At 46.7% G+C, this 16,831-nt stretch carries 14 protein-coding genes, 2 pseudogenes and 1 other annotated feature; of the genes and pseudogenes, 6 read left to right on the top strand and 10 right to left on the bottom strand.

Annotated elements, in window-relative coordinates; all coding sequences use genetic code 11:
* Nucleotides 1–34: 34 nt before the first annotated feature.
* Entirely contained in the window at nucleotides 35–1,192 is a 1,158-nt protein-coding gene (locus AXI59_RS09915) for an ABC transporter permease (protein WP_061520102.1), read from the bottom strand.
* The gene (locus AXI59_RS09910; RefSeq protein ID WP_061520101.1) at nucleotides 1,189–1,893 is read right to left on the bottom strand and encodes an ABC transporter ATP-binding protein; all 705 of its coding nucleotides are present in this window, start codon (nucleotides 1,891–1,893) and stop codon (nucleotides 1,189–1,191) included. The genes AXI59_RS09915 and AXI59_RS09910 overlap by 4 nt, the downstream gene beginning before the upstream one ends.
* Nucleotides 1,894–2,171: 278 nt before the next feature.
* On the opposite strand from AXI59_RS09910, the gene AXI59_RS09905 reads away from it, so the two are divergent.
* Complete coding sequence (locus tag AXI59_RS09905; protein ID WP_003152337.1) at nucleotides 2,172–2,393, top strand: DeoR family transcriptional regulator; 222 nt, start codon at nucleotides 2,172–2,174, stop codon at nucleotides 2,391–2,393.
* A gap of 132 nt (nucleotides 2,394–2,525) precedes the next feature.
* Here AXI59_RS09905 and AXI59_RS09900 read toward each other — a convergent pair whose 3' ends face one another.
* Both AXI59_RS09900 and AXI59_RS09895 read right to left on the bottom strand, forming a co-directional pair.
* Complete coding sequence (locus AXI59_RS09900; protein WP_061520100.1) at nucleotides 2,526–3,245, bottom strand: pseudouridine synthase; 720 nt, start codon at nucleotides 3,243–3,245, stop codon at nucleotides 2,526–2,528.
* A gap of 58 nt (nucleotides 3,246–3,303) precedes the next feature.
* Nucleotides 3,304–4,941: a putative polysaccharide biosynthesis protein gene (locus tag AXI59_RS09895; protein WP_061520099.1), complete on the bottom strand. Its 1,638-nt coding sequence runs from the start codon at nucleotides 4,939–4,941 to the stop codon at nucleotides 3,304–3,306.
* Between the two features lie 203 nt (nucleotides 4,942–5,144).
* On the opposite strand from AXI59_RS09895, the gene AXI59_RS09890 reads away from it, so the two are divergent.
* Together AXI59_RS09890 and opuD are read left to right on the top strand one after the other, a co-directional pair.
* Entirely contained in the window at nucleotides 5,145–6,410 is a 1,266-nt protein-coding gene (locus tag AXI59_RS09890) for a BaiN/RdsA family NAD(P)/FAD-dependent oxidoreductase (RefSeq protein ID WP_061528070.1), read from the top strand.
* Between the two features lie 177 nt (nucleotides 6,411–6,587).
* A complete protein-coding gene (opuD, locus tag AXI59_RS09885) occupies nucleotides 6,588–8,126 on the top strand; it encodes a glycine betaine transporter OpuD (RefSeq protein WP_061520098.1) in 1,539 nt (512 codons plus the stop codon).
* A gap of 32 nt (nucleotides 8,127–8,158) precedes the next feature.
* Here opuD and AXI59_RS09880 read toward each other — a convergent pair whose 3' ends face one another.
* Nucleotides 8,159–8,341: a sporulation protein Cse60 gene (locus tag AXI59_RS09880; protein ID WP_061520097.1), complete on the bottom strand. Its 183-nt coding sequence runs from the start codon at nucleotides 8,339–8,341 to the stop codon at nucleotides 8,159–8,161.
* A 235-nt stretch (nucleotides 8,342–8,576) separates the two neighbouring features.
* On the opposite strand from AXI59_RS09880, the gene AXI59_RS09875 reads away from it, so the two are divergent.
* Together AXI59_RS09875 and AXI59_RS09870 are read left to right on the top strand one after the other, a co-directional pair.
* Nucleotides 8,577–9,587 carry a LacI family DNA-binding transcriptional regulator gene (locus AXI59_RS09875; RefSeq protein WP_061528067.1) on the top strand — a complete coding sequence of 337 codons (1,011 nt, stop codon included), beginning with the start codon at nucleotides 8,577–8,579 and terminating at the stop codon, nucleotides 9,585–9,587.
* Nucleotides 9,588–9,638: 51 nt separating this feature from the next.
* Nucleotides 9,639–9,982, top strand: a pseudogene (locus AXI59_RS09870) (extracellular solute-binding protein); the annotation flags it as partial.
* A gap of 83 nt (nucleotides 9,983–10,065) precedes the next feature.
* On the opposite strand, the pseudogene AXI59_RS09865 reads toward AXI59_RS09870, so the two are convergent.
* The 4 genes and pseudogenes from AXI59_RS09865 to AXI59_RS09850 form a co-directional block, all read right to left on the bottom strand.
* Nucleotides 10,066–10,553, bottom strand: a pseudogene (locus AXI59_RS09865) (GNAT family N-acetyltransferase).
* A gap of 111 nt (nucleotides 10,554–10,664) precedes the next feature.
* Complete coding sequence (locus AXI59_RS09860) at nucleotides 10,665–10,976, bottom strand: rhodanese-like domain-containing protein (protein WP_061520093.1); 312 nt, start codon at nucleotides 10,974–10,976, stop codon at nucleotides 10,665–10,667.
* A gap of 110 nt (nucleotides 10,977–11,086) precedes the next feature.
* Nucleotides 11,087–13,501 (bottom strand): leucine--tRNA ligase, encoded by a 2,415-nt coding sequence (gene leuS / locus AXI59_RS09855; protein WP_061528065.1) that lies wholly within the window; start codon nucleotides 13,499–13,501, stop codon nucleotides 11,087–11,089.
* A gap of 109 nt (nucleotides 13,502–13,610) precedes the next feature.
* Nucleotides 13,611–13,826, bottom strand: a binding site (T-box leader).
* Nucleotides 13,827–13,928: 102 nt separating this feature from the next.
* On the bottom strand, nucleotides 13,929–14,264 hold the full coding sequence (locus tag AXI59_RS09850; RefSeq protein WP_082791755.1) for a DUF4257 domain-containing protein: 336 nt from the start codon (nucleotides 14,262–14,264) through the stop codon (nucleotides 13,929–13,931).
* A 393-nt stretch (nucleotides 14,265–14,657) separates the two neighbouring features.
* Between AXI59_RS09850 and ytvA the strand changes: the two genes are divergently transcribed.
* Complete coding sequence (ytvA, locus tag AXI59_RS09845; protein WP_061528064.1) at nucleotides 14,658–15,443, top strand: YtvA family blue-light photoreceptor; 786 nt, start codon at nucleotides 14,658–14,660, stop codon at nucleotides 15,441–15,443.
* A gap of 40 nt (nucleotides 15,444–15,483) precedes the next feature.
* Here ytvA and AXI59_RS09840 read toward each other — a convergent pair whose 3' ends face one another.
* The gene (locus AXI59_RS09840; protein WP_061528063.1) at nucleotides 15,484–16,665 is read right to left on the bottom strand and encodes an MDR family MFS transporter; all 1,182 of its coding nucleotides are present in this window, start codon (nucleotides 16,663–16,665) and stop codon (nucleotides 15,484–15,486) included.
* Between the last annotated feature and the right edge of the window lie 166 nt (nucleotides 16,666–16,831).

The following is a 16,831-nucleotide window of genomic DNA, read 5'->3' as shown; positions in this document are numbered from 1 at the left end:
AAAACGGGGGTCAGTCCCCAAAGGAGAGGGTTTTTTACATATAAACGGCGGAAAGGACCGCCGCAATGAGGCACCAGCCGGCACAAACGAATTGAACGGTGTTCAAAGCGCTTTTTCTCGCCCGGAAATAGTCGTCACTTTCTTTATCAATTCCGCTTAATATCGCTTTGTCCATGATCCGGTCAAAGAGAAGCGACAGCACATATCTGTTGACTCCGGTAAATAACACGAAGACGATCAGCTTCATCCAAATCGGCAGAACGACAATGAGAGCGGTGAACGCTGCCATGAAAAGATAAAGCTGGCGGACATACTCACTGTTTCTGATCAACACTTTGAAAAACAATTCCTTCCAAGCTGTAAACGCTGACCGTTTTTTAAAGAGCGGCTTTGAATGGGGGTAAAACAGCGGCTTGCTCCGTCTTTTATCCTTTACATTCGGCAAATGCACATCTTGGCTCAGCATCATGACAGCGGCTGCAAATGAAAGCTTGCGTTTTTTCTCCTTAAGCACCTCTTCAGCAAACGCTGACAAAGACTCCGTTTCTTTCAAACACGAAATGACCGAGCATACGAAAGATATACACCCTAATGGCCAAAGCCAATACCATTCGGCAAAGCCGATAAAAACGAGTGAAAGGGCAATCAGGCCGGCAGCTGGCATCCAGCCTGTCATTTGATTAACGAGTGTCTGCCGCTTTCTTTTCCGTTTATCATTTACTGCCATCACCGCGGTATGGAGACTGAAAAGAAAGATAAATATTCCCGCATATGCAGCGAGAGAACTGTCACTATATTGACGCCATAACGGATATAACAGCACAGCGAGCAGGAGCCACTTCATACATGATATGAAGACCGAATACAGAAGGGCATATCGTTTCAGCTGTACCATCAGGTATTTTGTCTGCATCAAAAACACTTGATCCGCCTCAAGCAAAAAGGTATGGATAGAGCCTGTGCATAATAGCAGGGCACTGAACACATAAAACCAGCCCCAGCCCAGAATCTCCGCCCCCTCAAACAATAGTCCTTTTCCCTTCAGCCATTCCGAATACTGATACACCAAAAATCCAGCCGCCGGAAGAACGATATACAGAGCGACCGTCCAATCAATAACTGTTCGGAACACCCTCCATTGATACCGCCAATACTCAAAGAGCCTGTGAAAAAATAAAGCACGTCCGGTCATTGATGACTGCCCCGAACCGCCAAATAAAAGCAATCTAACAGTGAGCAGCTTCCCGTTTCGTCTTGAAGCTCCTTCAGGGTGCCTTGGAGGAGCAGAGAGCCTTTATCCATTAAATAAAACCGGTCGCAGATTTTTTCCGCTGTATCAAGAACGTGGGTGCACATGAGAATGCCCGCCCCTCTTTCTTTTTCAGAGATGAGCATATCGGTAAACAGCTTGGTCGAGATCGGGTCAAGCCCGATAAACGGCTCATCAATCACGTAGATATCAGGCTTTGCCAGAAACGCCTGCACCAGCATCAGCTTCTGCTGCATCCCTTTTGAAAAAGTCGAGGGCAGGTCATGTTTTACAGACGTCAAAGAAAATTCTTCAAGCAGCAGCTCAGCCCGCTTTCGGCATTCTTCTTCTCGGATGCCCCGCAGTGAGCTGATCAGCTCGATATGCTCCCAAAGCGTCAGTTCATCATAGAAGCTCGGCCGTTCCGGTATGTAAGCAAAAGCGGACTCATTCCACTCGATGTCACCCTCCATATCCCGGGACAGTCCGAGGATCGCCTTTATCGCCGTGCTTTTTCCTGCGCCGTTCGCTCCGATTAAACCGACAATTTCCCCGGCACCGACAGACAAAGAAACATTTGAAAGCACCTTCGGCCTGTCAGCATAGCCCGCACAGATGATATTCGCATTCAATAATTCTCCCATGCTTCTCCCTCCCTCATTTGTATACGGGGACGTATAAAAAAAGTTTCAGTTTCCATAATATTAGGAGCGGGCCAAACATAGTAATGCACAAAGGCTGCCGCCAATTGGCAAAAATTCTCTGCGCTTAATCCTAGATTCATGTCCTCTATATCGTGTATAATGGAGGCAGCAAAAAGAAAAAACAGAATGTCTGCCTTTGTTACTTATTCGTACGAAGTTTTAGAGTCGTGAGTTGTGGTATATCAAGTCCATCCGATCTTATGATAGGGAGTGGTTTTTTGAAACCTTCAACAAACCGTATGCTAACTCGGATTAAATCAGTTTACATGTTCATTCAAGAAAAAGGTCTTGTGACAACACAGGAACTGGTTGACGAATTCGGTATTACACCAAGAACCATTCAGCGAGACTTAAATGTGTTAGCATACAATGATCTTGTTCATAGTCCTAGCCGAGGCAAGTGGGAGACAACACGAAAGAAAGTTAAAATTACATCATAAGCGAACAATTACATAGGACCGTACGTCTGGTCTGATATGCTGCAAGGCAAAGCAGCCTCTTTGCCTTGCTTTTTGTTCCTCCATAGATAAAGAGCCCAAAACAGATCTGTTTTGGGCTTTTCTGATGCCATTTTATGTTTCGGTGCCTGCCAGCGCTGCCAGCTCTTCTTCAGTCAGCTCCCGGAACTCACCAGGAGCAAGCGCAGGGTCTAAAGAAACAGCGCCCATTGAAAGCCGCTTTAAATAAGTCACTTCGTTCCCGACGGATTTTGCCATCAGCTTCACCTGATGATATTTGCCTTCTGTGATGGTCAAATGGATTACCATATCATCCGGGCTTTGTGTGATGGTTTCAACGGCTGCCGGTTTTGTCTTGTAGCCGCCTTCAATAGTGACGCCTCTCTCCAGATTGATCATGTCTTCCGGTGACAGCGGCGATTTCAAATGAACCTCGTACGTTTTCGGTACATGCTTTTTCGGCGAGAGCAGACGATGGGCAAGCTGACCGTCGTTTGTGAGAAGCAAAAAGCCTTCCGTGTCCTTATCCAGACGCCCGGCGGGAAACGGTTCAAACCGCTGCTCTTCCGGCGTCAGCAAATCAACAACCGTTTTTTGCCGGCTGTCTTCGGTGGCGGACAGCACTCCTTGCGGCTTATTCATCATGACATAAATAAATTCGCGATATTCTGCCGGCTCGCCGTACACAGTAATATCCTGTACATTCGGGTCTACGTGCGTTTTAATATCCTTGGCCGGCACCCCGTCAATCATTACCGCCCCTGCCTTGACGATTTTTTTCACATCTTTTCTTGAGCCGAATCCGCTGTTGGCTAGCAGCTTGTCAAGTCTCATTCTTATCCTCTCCTTTAAAAAGAAAAGCCCGCAAAAAGCGGACTTACTGTCACATATTTCAATGGGCGGAGTGTCTGCCTTTTCTAAGAACGCGAGGCAGACGGTTTCCGAACATTTTCTGCAAAAATCCGATTCGGTAAGCCGCATACATATACACCGCACCTCCGACAGCCGCACAGATAAAGACGACAATTGCCGCATGCAGCTGGCCGCTTTGATAAGTAACGAAGAAGCCGAGCAGCCATTGTGTCAATTTGACCGCCACTGCCATCACAACGGACAGGAGCGCGATTAAAATAACGCGTTTCATAAGCATTGAGTACGAATAACCCGCATGCCGTTTAATCATGATAAATCCGTACAGAAGTGAAGCGATATAACCGAGCGCCGTTGCTAATATGGCGCCGTCTCCCTGAAACAGCTTAATCAGCGGAACGTTCAGCAGCACTTTTATGATAACGCCGATAAAAAGACTCACCACGGCAAACTTTTGTTTATTAATGCCTTGTAAAATCGCGGCATTAACGGTAAACAGAGAAAATAAAATCGCTACAGGCGCATACCAGAACAATATGTCTTGTCCGATATCAGGACGAAGACTTTCAGAGCCGTAAAAGAACGTATAGGCGGGTCCGGATAAAACGGACATGCCGATGACGGCCGGAATGACCAAAAACAGAATGATTTGCATTGTTTGATTAATCTGCTGGTTTAACAGTTTGTAATTTTTACTCGTAAATGATTCGGTAATGGTCGGAATTAACGTCAGACCGAAGGCTGTCGCCAGTGATACCGGAATCATGACAAGCTTCGGCACATACAGCGTGACTATTGCCAGCATGTCCTGGCTGATGTCTTTATGGCCGGCCGCAATCATTGCTTTATTAAACGTATTCGTATCGATATACGAATACAAAGGGATAGCCAGTCCGACAAACACGTACGGAGCGGCATAGCTGAAAAGCTCAATGAACATTTTCTTATAGCTTAAATTGGCTGACGGCACGAGATTCGGCTTCATCGCCAGCAAATCGCCCTTCCGTTTATTCCAGTAAATATAGAGGACGACCAGTCCGCCGAATGAACCGATCAGGGCTGCGAATGTCGCATAACCGACGGCGATGACAAGGCCTCCGTTTAGCACTCTTAAAATGAGATAGGTTGCTCCCAATAAAAAAATAATGCGGACAAGCTGTTCTACGACCTGAGACACGGCTGTCGGCCCCATCATCTGATGGCCTTGGAAAAACCCGCGCACAAGACTCATGATCGGCACAACCAAAAGGGCCAGGCTGACCATGCGGATGACATAAACGACGTGATCAATCGTCAGTCCGTTGTTACTCGTCCCCCCAAGCGACATTTCCGCAAAAAACGGCGCCGAAAGATAAAGAATCGTAAAAGCGATCATCCCGGTAACGAGCATGACCGACATTCCCGCTCTCAGCATCCGCCTGCTCGTCTCATAATCGCCTTTGGAATTATATTTCGAGACAAACTTTGATACCGCCGCGGGAAAACCCATCGTGGCAATGTTTAAAAATAATGTATATTGATTATATCCGTATTGAAACAAAGCTCCGCCCGTCGCTCCGACCATCGCGCCGAAAGGGATCAGATAAATCATACCTAAAATCCGCGATATATAGGTGCCGAGCGTTAACACGAACGTGCCCCTTAACAATTTGCTTGACATGTTTCCTCATCACCATTTTCTACGAAGATTCAACTTTTCTATTTTAACACAATTGGGCATTTAGACGGTAATAATTACAGCGGGAAACTTTTAGAAAGCTCTTAAAAAACAAAATACGTTTAAGGGAAACCCTTCTTTCGCTATAATAGCAAGAAGCGGACATTTCCGCCGATTACTATGTAAAAAGAAAGTTGTTGATGAAATTGAAACATTATGACGTGATTGTGATTGGCGGCGGCCCTTCCGGCTTAATGGCTGCGATTGCCGCGGGCGAAAAAGGGGCAGACGTCTTATTAATTGATAAAGGAAACAAATTGGGAAGGAAGCTGGCGATTTCCGGAGGAGGGCGCTGCAATGTAACCAACCGCCTCCCCGTTGAGGAAATCATCAAACATATCCCCGGAAACGGCCGTTTTTTATACAGCGCGTTTTCCGAATTTAATAATGAAGATATCATTGTCTTTTTTGAAAAACTCGGCATTCAATTAAAAGAAGAGGACCACGGTCGCATGTTCCCTGTGACGGACAAAGCGCAAAGCGTGGTCGATGCACTCTTGAAGCGCCTGAACGAGCTGAACGTTACCATCCGCACGAACGAAAAAATTAAAGAGGTGCGCTACGAGGATGGCAGGACAGCAGGGATTACGACAAACAACGGCGAATTGATTAACGCAAACGCCGTCATTATAGCGGTCGGCGGGAAATCCGTCCCCCATACCGGAAGCACCGGAGACGGCTATGCATGGGCTGAAGCAGCAGGTCACACCATTACGGAGCTGTTTCCGACAGAGGTTCCGGTCACATCGGCCGAACCGTTCATTAAGCAAAAAACGCTACAGGGCCTGTCGTTAAGAAGCGCAGCAGTCAGCGTTTTAAACAAAAAGGGAAAACCGATCGTTACACATGTGATGGACATGCTGTTTACCCATTTCGGCTTATCCGGCCCGGCCATCCTGCGGTGCAGCCAATTTGTTGTCAAAGAGCTGAAAAAGCAGCCTGAAGTGAAGCTGCGCATCGATCTCTTTCCGGATATCAACGAAGAGGAATTGTTTCAGCGGATGTACAAGGAGCTGAAAGAAGCCCCGAAAAAAGCGCTCAAAAACGCTTTGAAGCCGTGGATGCAAGAACGGTATCTGCTCTTTTTGCTGGAACGGAACGGGCTTGACCCGCAAATGTGTTTTACAGATTTGCCGAAGGATCAATTCAGAGCCTTTGTCAAAGATTGCAAGCAATTTACGGTTTCTGCAAACGGCACGCTTTCTCTGGACAAAGCTTTTGTTACCGGCGGCGGCGTTTCCGTAAAAGAAATTGAACCGAAAAAAATGGCTTCTAAAAAAATGGAAGGATTATATTTTTGCGGGGAAATTTTAGATATTCACGGATATACCGGAGGATACAATATCACCTCAGCCCTTGTCACGGGGCGGCTGGCAGGCTTAAATGCGGGGCGCTTCTCACGTTCACTTTAAAAACGGTTTCAGCGCTTTTTATCAGCGGCCCGGTTGATAACTGTCAAAAAACATGATAGAGTTTTTTACGTTTTGTTTCACCTGATTGAGGGAACAGGAAGAAGGGAATGATCTGTAATCGTACGACCATACTAAACAAAAAAGGCGTACTGAAAAAAAGTCAGAGGGTGAGAACGTTTGAAGAAGAATAACATCTCCAGTGTTTTTTGGATTGTGATTGTTATCACAGCCGCAGCTGTCCTCTGGGGAGTATTATCTCCAAAGAGCCTGCAGCAAGTTACTGATACAGTGCAAAATTTTATCACAAATTCATTCGGCTGGTATTATTTACTGGTCGTTTCCATATTTGTGGGATTCTGTCTCTTTCTCATTGTGAGTCCGATCGGGAAAATTAAACTCGGTAAACCCGAGGAAAAACCTGAATTCGGTTTATTATCTTGGTTTGCCATGCTGTTTAGCGCCGGCATGGGAATCGGTTTGGTATTTTACGGGGCTGCGGAACCGATCAGCCATTACGCTATCAGCTCTCCCTCAGGTGAAACAGAAACGCCCCAGGCATTCAGAGATGCACTCCGGTATACCTTTTTCCACTGGGGGCTCCACGCTTGGGCTATATATGCGGTCGTCGCTTTATGTATTGCATATTTTCAATTCCGAAAGGATGCTCCCGGCCTGATCAGCAGCACACTGACACCGCTTTTGGGCGATAAAGTAAACGGTCCGCTCGGTAAAGCAATCGACTGTATCGCTGTGTTTGCGACCGTCGTCGGTGTAGCGACAAGCTTAGGGCTCGGCGCCACTCAAATCAACGGCGGTTTGCATTACTTATTCGGAACTCCTAAAACCTTTACCGTTCAGCTGGTTCTGATTGCCGTCGTGACCGTGCTTTTCTTAATTTCTGCATGGAGCGGCATAGGCAAAGGAATTAAATACTTAAGCAACACCAACATGGCGCTTGCCGGTATTTTGATGATCTTTATGCTGATTGTCGGTCCGACGGTGCTGATCATGAACTCATTTACCGATTCCATCGGACAATATATCCAAAACATCGTGCAAATGAGCTTCCGGCTGTCGCCGAATGATCCGCAAAAACGGGAATGGATCAACAGCTGGACTATTTTCTACTGGGCCTGGTGGATTTCCTGGTCTCCGTTTGTCGGGATATTTATCGCCCGTGTGTCAAGGGGCCGGACCATCCGCGAATTTTTAATCGGCGTGTTAGTGACGCCGTGCATCCTGGCCTTTTTATGGTTTGCGATTTTCGGCGTATCGGCAATGGATCTTCAGCAAAAAGGCGTGTTCAATGTCGCCGGCCTGTCGACGGATACGATGCTTTTCGGCACACTCAGCCACTATCCGCTTACAATGGTGACGTCCGTATTAACGCTTATCCTGATCGCTGTTTTCTTTATTACATCAGCCGATTCAGCAACATTTGTGCTGGGAATGCAGACGTCTTACGGCTCATTGGACCCATCCAATCGCGTAAAAGTCACATGGGGAATCATCCAGTCTGCCATGGCTGCGGTTCTTTTATATTCCGGCGGCCTTGCCGCGCTGCAAAACATGGCCATTCTCGCGGCGGTTCCGTTTTCTATCGTGATTCTCCTCATGATCGTATCCTTGTACAAATCATTAACGAGTGAAAGAAGAGGGATCAGGCAGATGGAGAAATACCAAAAGCCTCGAAGTCCGCGCGTCAAAAAAGCATAATACAAAAGAAGCCCGCCACGATTCGGGCTTCTTTATTTGCGGTATAAAATTAAAGCGGAAAAGCAATAAAGCTGTTCGCCTTCAGGATCACAGGCCGCCGCTACCGTATATTTAATATCAACGAGCTGTTCCTCTGAAATTCCTTTTAGGAATGAATTGATTTCAGTCTGCAAATCCTTTTCATGCTCTTCATCAAAAACCGCAACCTTAAGCATACAACCGCTCCTTTCTCTACTAATCTATTCCGGTTCTAACGAATTATGATAGAGAAAGCTTCATTCTAGGCATACATTCGAACCCAATGAGACCCGCTGCCGCTTTTTTACTGAATTTTACTAAAAAGAACCAAAATTAGTTGTTGAAAACGTTTACTAAACTGTGATAACATCTTTTTAACAAAATCAAGTAAATGTTAGTTTAGTAAATTTTTATCTGAAAAGGAGCTGCCAAATGGTCCGTCTCATTGCTTTACAGGCGCATGTATCCAGCGCGACAGTGTCTAGGATTTTAAACCGGGATGACTCTCTGTCCGTGACGGAAGAAACGAGAGAAAGAGTTCTTCGGATCGCCGAGGAGCTCGGCTATCAGCCGTCAGCAAAACGGAGAAAACCCCGGGGTTACGGCAGGGATTCCGCGCCCCTGATCGGTGTGGTCAGCTGCCTGTCCCCGGAAGAAGAGCGGCAGGACCCTTATTTTTCCGCTATCAGAAAGGGAGTTGAAGATGAATGTTTTAAACAGGAGATTTTCATTACGTCATCCATCCATCTCGGTTCCTTTCAGGAGCATATTTTTCACGAGCTGGACGGCGTCATTGTGATCGGCAGCCTGCATGATGAGGCGCTTACGAGCATCAGCGGTACATTCAAGCATGCGGTGTTCATTAACAGCACACCCAATCCGGCACGCCATGACTCTGTCAGCGCAGATTTTTATGCTGCAGCACAGCAGGCCATCGAACACCTTCTTTCTCTCGGTTATGAGCGGCTTGGCTATATTGGCGGACAGGAAAAAGAACACACCGTAAAAAACGGTGTAAACAGCAAAAGAACGATTGAAGATAAGCGGCTTACTGCTTTTTTGAAGACTGCCCGCCCTCAGCCGGACCATGTCAAGATCGGCGAATACAGCATGCACGAAGGCTACCGCCTGATGGAAGAATCCATTGCGGGCGGCACCCTGCCTGACGCCTTTTTTATCGCAAGTGATTCGATGGCAATCGGCGCGTTAAAAGCACTGCAGGAAGCTGGCCTTCAAGTCCCCCGGGATACCGCCATTGTAAGTTTTAACGGCATTGAAGAGGCCGAGTTCGCCAGCACGCCCTTAACCACGGTAAAAGTGTATACAGAAGAAATGGGCCGGACGGGCGTCAAGCTTCTCCTTGACCGCGTGAACGGCAGAACCATTCCGCTTACCGTTACGCTCCCCACTTCGCTTATTGTCAGACAAAGCTGCGGATCATGAAAGGAGGTGACGTTCCCCGCGGCGTTTATATCATATTTTAAGGAGGAAAAGATGAAACGTTTACTGGTTTTATTTCTTTCTTTTACTTGTATGATACTTCCCGGCTGCTCTGCCGAACAAAGCACTGCCGGACATAAGCAGAAAACATTGACGATCTACTCAACCATATCCTCAGACATCGAACGAAATACATTCAGAAAGCTGGCCGCCTCTTTTGAAAAAGAACATCCGGACATTCAAGTGAAAGTTCATTTCCCAGGCAATGATTATGAAAATATGATGCGGGTCAGAATGGCGGCTGAGGACATGCCGGACCTTTTCGACACTCATGGATGGGCAAAAATCCGTTACGGAGTGATCTCAGCGGCATGGCTTGGACAAAGCAGCTTGACCCGGCAAGGCGAAGCCCATAAAGACTGGCTCCCAGCTTATCAATAAACAATTCCTCTGATCCAAACCGCTTATGGTTTGGATCATTTTATATGCGGAGCACCATTTTGACCGTCTGTAAAAGGTGCCCTTCAAATTCCTCTTCACATTCAGACACCCATTCAAATCCTTTCGCTTTGTAAAAAGACATTCCGATTTAATTCTCTTTTTCCACATGCACATAAAGCTCTTTTAGCCCGCCGGACTGTTTCATGCCCTCTTTCAGCAGCGCCATTCCTATTCCGTTTTCTGGTAAGCGGGATCAATATAAATGGAGGTAAGCTCCGCTTTTCCGTCTTCTTGAACAGGGCTGAGATTTACAAAACCTGCCATTGTCCCGTCTGCTGCTTCTGCAGCCAGCAGCAGAGATTGTTCAATCCGCCGCTCCATCATTTTATCGTGATATGCGGATTGGAGAAATTGATCCTGAATATGTTCCGGAATGATTCCTTCATACGTATGATGCCAGCTTTGTTTTGCGACTTGCCGGACTTGCTTTATATCGCTCGATTCCATAGCACGGATAAGCCATTCCATTCGTATCCACCCTCTCACTTTCCCCATATTATACCAGCCTCTGGAAATCGCTTCAAAAATAAAAAAGAAGAAAAACAGCTTATGCTCTTTTTCTTCTTTACTTAGTGATATTTACTGTTTCGGTTTTGTTTCGCCTTCCCATTCCAGCATGCCACCTTCGACATTAACCGTTTGAAAGCCCTGCTCCTGTAAATACATACAAACATTCATGCTTCTTTTTCCGGAACGGCAGATGAACACATATTCCTTGTCCTTATCTAATGCATCCATCTTCTCTGGGATATCTCCCATGCGGATATGAACAGCCTCCGGGATCATGCCTTCGGCTACCTCTTCGTCTTCTCTGACATCGATCAGATACAGCTCTTCCCCCGCTTTCAGTTTATCTTGCAGAGCGGCTGTGCTGATTTCATTTATCTTCAATTTGTGACACTCCTATTCGCCTTGATGCCTTTAAGTATACCAAAGGCGGCATAACAATTTCTATTGTTGAGGCTGATAAAAAGCCCCTCTACGAGAGGGGCTTCATTCGGTCAGTTTGCTACGATATTGACAAGCTTGCCCGGTACGGCGATGATTTTTCGGATTGTTTTTCCTTCAAGCTGTTCTTTCACTTTTTCATCAGCCTGCGCGAGCTGCTCTAATTGCTCTTTATCAGCATCAGCCGGAACGGTTAATTTCGCTTTCACTTTTCCGTTCAGCTGGACGACGATTTCCACTTCATCGTCGATCAGTTTTGATTCGTCATACACAGGCCAAGCCTCGTAAGAAATAGAACCATTGTGGCCGAGTTTTTCCCACAGCTCTTCCGCCAAGTGAGGCGCAACCGGAGAAAGCAGCTTCACAAAGCCTTCCATATATTCTTTCGGCAGTTCATTCGCTTTGTAGGCTTCATTAATGAAAACCATCAGCTGAGAAATGCCCGTGTTAAATCGAAGGCCTTCGTAGTTTTCCGTTACTTTCATGACTGTTTCATGGTAAACGCGCTCAAGTGTTTCGCCCGCGCCTTCTGTCACTTTGCCCGTCAGCTCGCCGTTTTCCTCAACGAACAGACGCCATACGCGGTCAAGGAAGCGGCGCGCTCCGTCAAGGCCGGATTCAGACCAGGCAATGGAAGCGTCAAGCGGCCCCATGAACATTTCGTACAGCCGCAAAGTATCCGCTCCGTGAGACGCAACAATTTCATCCGGGTTGACGACGTTGCCGCGTGATTTACTCATTTTCTCATTGTTTCCCCCGAGAATCATTCCTTGGTTGTACAGCTTTTGGAACGGCTCTTTCGTCGGCACGACACCGATGTCATAGAGGAATTTATGCCAGAAACGGGCATACAGAAGGTGCAGCACGGCATGCTCCGCTCCCCCGATATAAATATCAACAGGCAGCCATTTCTCTAATTTCTCAGGTGAAGCAAGCTGATCCGGGTTTTTCGGGTCGATAAATCGAAGGAAATACCAGCAGCTACCTGCCCATTGCGGCATTGTGTTTGTTTCTCTTCTTCCTTTTTTGCCCGTTTCAGGATCAGTGACTTCCACCCATTCTTTAATGTTGGCGAGCGGTGATTCGCCCGTTCCGCTCGGCTTGATCTCATCGGTTTTCGGCAGAATGAGCGGCAGTTCCTCTTCCGGTACGGCCGTTGATGTTCCGTCCTCCCAATGAATGACCGGAATCGGTTCGCCCCAATAGCGCTGACGGCTGAAGAGCCAATCACGCAGACGGTATGTCACTTTTTTCTCGCCATTTTTCGTTTCTTCAAGCCAGGCAATTATTTTTTCAATGGCGTCCGCTTTGCCCAGGCCGTTCAGAAAATCGGAATTGACATGCTCGCCGTCACCCGTGAACGCTTCCTCTTCAATATTTCCGCCTTTTACGACTTCTTTGAAAGGCAGGCCGAACACTTTAGCAAATTCAAAATCACGCTCATCATGGGCAGGCACGGCCATAACGGCGCCCGTTCCGTAAGTGGCAAGCACATAATCAGCGATCCAAATCGGCAGCTTTTCACCGTTTACCGGGTTCACCGCATACGCACCCGTGAAAACGCCTGTTTTTGTTTTCGCAAGATCCGTCCGCTCGAGGTCACTTTTCGCCTGAACTTCTTTTACGTAAGCGTCAACCGCTTCTTTTTGTTCAGCCGTTGTAATGGTGCTGACGAGCTCGTGCTCAGGGGCCAAAACGGCGTATGCCGCGCCAAACAGCGTGTCAGGACGTGTTGTAAACACAGTGAACGTCTCATCGCGGCCGTCGATGGCAAAATGCACGTTCGCTCCTTCTGAGCGGCCGATCCAATTGCGCTGCATGTCTTTTATGCTTTCCGGCCAGTCAAGCTCCTCTAAATCTTCAAGCAGCCTGTCCGCATAAGCGGTGATCTTCAGCATCCATTGCTTCATCGGGCGGCGTTCAACGGGATGTCCGCCTCGTTCGCTCTTGCCGTCAATGACTTCCTCATTCGCAAGCACCGTGCCGAGAGCCGGGCACCAGTTGACGGGAACTTCATCAACGTAAGCAAGTCCTTTTTCGTAAAGCTTGGTGAAAATCCATTGCGTCCATTTATAATAGTCCGGATCTGTCGTATTGATTTCCCGGTCCCAATCATAAGAAAATCCAAGGGACTGGATCTGGCGGCGGAAATTATCGATGTTATGCTTTGTGAAAACCGCCGGATCGTTCCCCGTGTCAAGCGCGTATTGCTCGGCAGGAAGCCCGAACGCGTCCCAGCCCATCGGATGAAGCACGTTGTACCCTTGCATGCGTCTCATGCGCGACAGAATATCCGTCGCCGTATAACCTTCGGGATGCCCGACATGAAGACCGGCTCCTGACGGATAAGGGAACATGTCAAGCGCGTAAAACTTCGGCTTGTCCTCCTGTTCACTGACAGCAAAGGTTTTATGCTCCAACCAGTAATTTTGCCATTTCTTTTCTATTTTTTCGTGCTGAAAACTCAACGCAAAAACCTCCTTCTGATTGAATACGGCGTCTTTAGTCCAAGTATTGACGGAATCAGGAAAATTATATTCAGATTATTCTAAAACTAAAAAAAACTCCCTCATCCCAAAAAGGGACGAGAGATTTTTTGTTTCCCGCGGTACCACCCTCGTTAGTGCAGTTTTCGGCCGCACTCACTTGATACTTTTAACGCAGTTATGCGTCAGCGGTTTTCACCGCTGCAACTCTGAGGTGAGTTCAGAAACAGACTTGATTGACTTTCACCAGCCGCCAATTCTCTGTATGCGAAATCTGCTTCTTACTGCTCCTCTTCACTGTTCTTATCGCTACCGTAATCTTACCTGTATTTTATAGAATTCTGTTCATAAGTGCAAGCAGGTTTGTATACAATGGGAATGTACCCTGAACGGGTCAGGAGTGGGGATATTATTTTGATGGAGGATCTTTTTGCTGGTGTGGTTTTGCTCCGGCCGAGTCGCTGTTTTGTTCCCTGACAAAATCAAAGCTCCTAAGAACAGCTTCACCGCCGTAGCCTGCGATTATGGATAAAATGACGAGTTGAATTCCTGAATCGGGGTCAGCGGATAAGACAAGTAAAATGGAAGCAGCCATTCCGATAAAACCATCTTCCAAAAACCCGAGATAGATGAACCGCTTTGTCATTCTGGGTTTCTCCAGCCTGCCTCTCTTTTTCACATGACCGAGAATCCCCATGATTCCTCCAATTACACAAGCAATTAATACCTGATGCAGCATCTTCATCATCACCTTCCTAAAGCCCTTATTTAGTAAAGCGACTTCAGGCCATCCAGCCCCCTTAACGAATACGATGATTTTCGATATCTACATACTGGCGATTCTGCAAGAAAGTAAAAAGCTTGTTTCTTCCATTATATGTGAACACACGATCGGTAAGCTTGATGCATTAGATTCATTTTTTATCCAGTGACAATGACCTAGTGACTTACTTAGCGCCGGATGTGCAATCCCTTCTATATTCAGTGTATATGAGGACAAGCCTGAATGACAAATTGAAAGCCGCGGCTGCTTGAATCAGAACATATGTTATGCTACGGTTACTGTAGGTTCATTTAAAAAGGGGAGTAACAATGGCTGAAAAAAGTGCATAGCTTCACGGCCAAAAGGGGGTTTTACATGGCTGACTCAAACTTATTCGGAAAACTGGAGCAGCTAGAGCTGATCAAAAAGGCGCTTGATCATGCACGTATAGGCGTGGTGATTACAGACCCCTCTCTTGAGGACAATCCCATTGTGTATACAAACCAGGGATTTATCGATATGACCGGCTATTCTTCCGAAGAAATATTAGGTAAGAACTGCAGATTTCTGCAGGGGAAACAAACAGACAAAAAACAAGTCGCTAAAATAAGAAACGGTCTGAAAAATAAAGAACCGATTACGGTTCGGCTGAAAAACGTAAAAAAAGACGGCACACCATTTTGGAACGAGCTGAACATTGACCCTTTGTATATTGAAGACAGATTATATTTTGTCGGCTTTCAAAAAGACATAACAGAGCAAAAAGAATATGAGAAGCTTCTGGAGGATTCCCTCACAGAAATTACAACCCTGTCAACCCCGATCGTTCCGATTCGAAACGGCATCTCGGCTATGCCTCTGATCGGCAACTTGACAGAGGAACGATTCGATTCAATTGTTTCAACATTGACCGACATTCTGACCGCATCTAAAGATGATTATTTAATTATAGACTTATCGGGTTTGGCTGAGATAAATGAACATACCGCAGATCAAATCTTTAAATTGCACCATTTGCTGAAATTAATCGGAACAGAATTAATTATTACAGGCATCAAGCCTTCCCTTGCGATGAAAATGAATCAATTGGACGCCAGCTTTGCTTCATTAAAAACCTATTTAAATGTAAAGGACGCCGTCAACGTGCTTCCAGTTGTATAGAAAAAATCCCGCCGAATAGCGGGATTTTTTTATAACGTCATCACACTTGGACGTTTCTCTTATTCACGGTTTTTAACCGTTTGTCGTACAGCACTGTCGCTGCGATACTGACGACAAGGAGCGCCATCAGGATCAAAAGCAGGACAGACATGCCGTACTGATCAACAAGCACGCCGCCAAGCAGCGGGCCGATCATTCTTCCGCCCGTCGCCGCGCTGTTGACGAATCCTTGATAAAAACCTTCTTTTCCTTTAGGCGCAAGCTGATTGGCGATAGTCGGAACGGCAGGCCAAACGAGCATTTCTCCGATCGTTAAAATCACCATTGCGGCGAGATACATCGGAAATTGCTTTGCAGCAAGCAATACCCCGAAGGAGACGATAAAAATGCAGAAGCCGATGACCATTTGTGTTTTTAAAGCGCCGGCCCACTTTTTCACAACAGCCCCGGCAAACGGCTGTCCGGCGACGATTAAAATTCCGTTTACCGTCCACAGCACACTGTATAATGAAAGGGGCATTCCGATGCTTTGGGTATGAGAAGCCACGGTTGTTGACCATTGCGAATAAGCAATCCAGCCAAGGACATACCCGCCGCTTAAAATAAGAAGCGCCATAAATTTTGTTTTATTGCTGACAGGTTCATAATCCAGAACGGATGCTTGGCTGGCATCTCCGGTTTTGATGTTTCGGAACCCGAAAAATACGATCAGAAAAAACAGCGCATACAGCAGTGCATTGGCTAAAAACACGTACGTAAAGGAATAAGCCGCGACCATTCCCCCAAGCGCTGAACCGACGGCGACACCTGCGTTTTGGGCGACATAAATCGCATTAAAGGCTTTTCGGCCGCCTTCCTTCCAAACCGCTCCCGCCATGGCATAGCTTGCCGGAAATACAATACCGGAACCGAACCCGACAAGAATAAGCAGCCAAATATAAACGGGCCATTGATGAAACGAAACGAGTGCAAGAAGGCTTGCCAGCGTAATGATAATTCCCAGCATAATCGATTTGAACCCGCCGATTTTATCAAACAAAAATCCGCCGCATAAATTCCCCGCCACACTCGCGCCTGAATTCAGCATCAGGACAATCCCGGCCACCGTCAGCGACTTCCCTAAATGATTATGAATATAGATCGTATTGAGCGGCCACAAAAAAGATGCTCCCGTGACATTGATAAACATTCCGATGACTAATATTTTCAAAGCGCGCGGCATACCGATCCCCCTTTCTTAATAAAAAAACCCATGAAAAAACGGAAACCGCAAGCGGCGGCTCCGTATCGATCAAGTTATCATAGCACATTCATTCTATATCCCCCGCCTCCTTTTTTCAACATAGGAAACCGAAAAAATAATGCCGGAATGTTGAAAAAATGACAAA

Origin of the sequence: Bacillus nakamurai (genome assembly GCF_001584325.1) — a bacterium.
In the GTDB taxonomy this organism is placed as follows: domain Bacteria; phylum Bacillota; class Bacilli; order Bacillales; family Bacillaceae; genus Bacillus; species Bacillus nakamurai.
The sequence above is the reverse complement of the archived record's forward strand: the minus strand, read 5'-3'. Positions and strand labels throughout refer to the sequence as shown.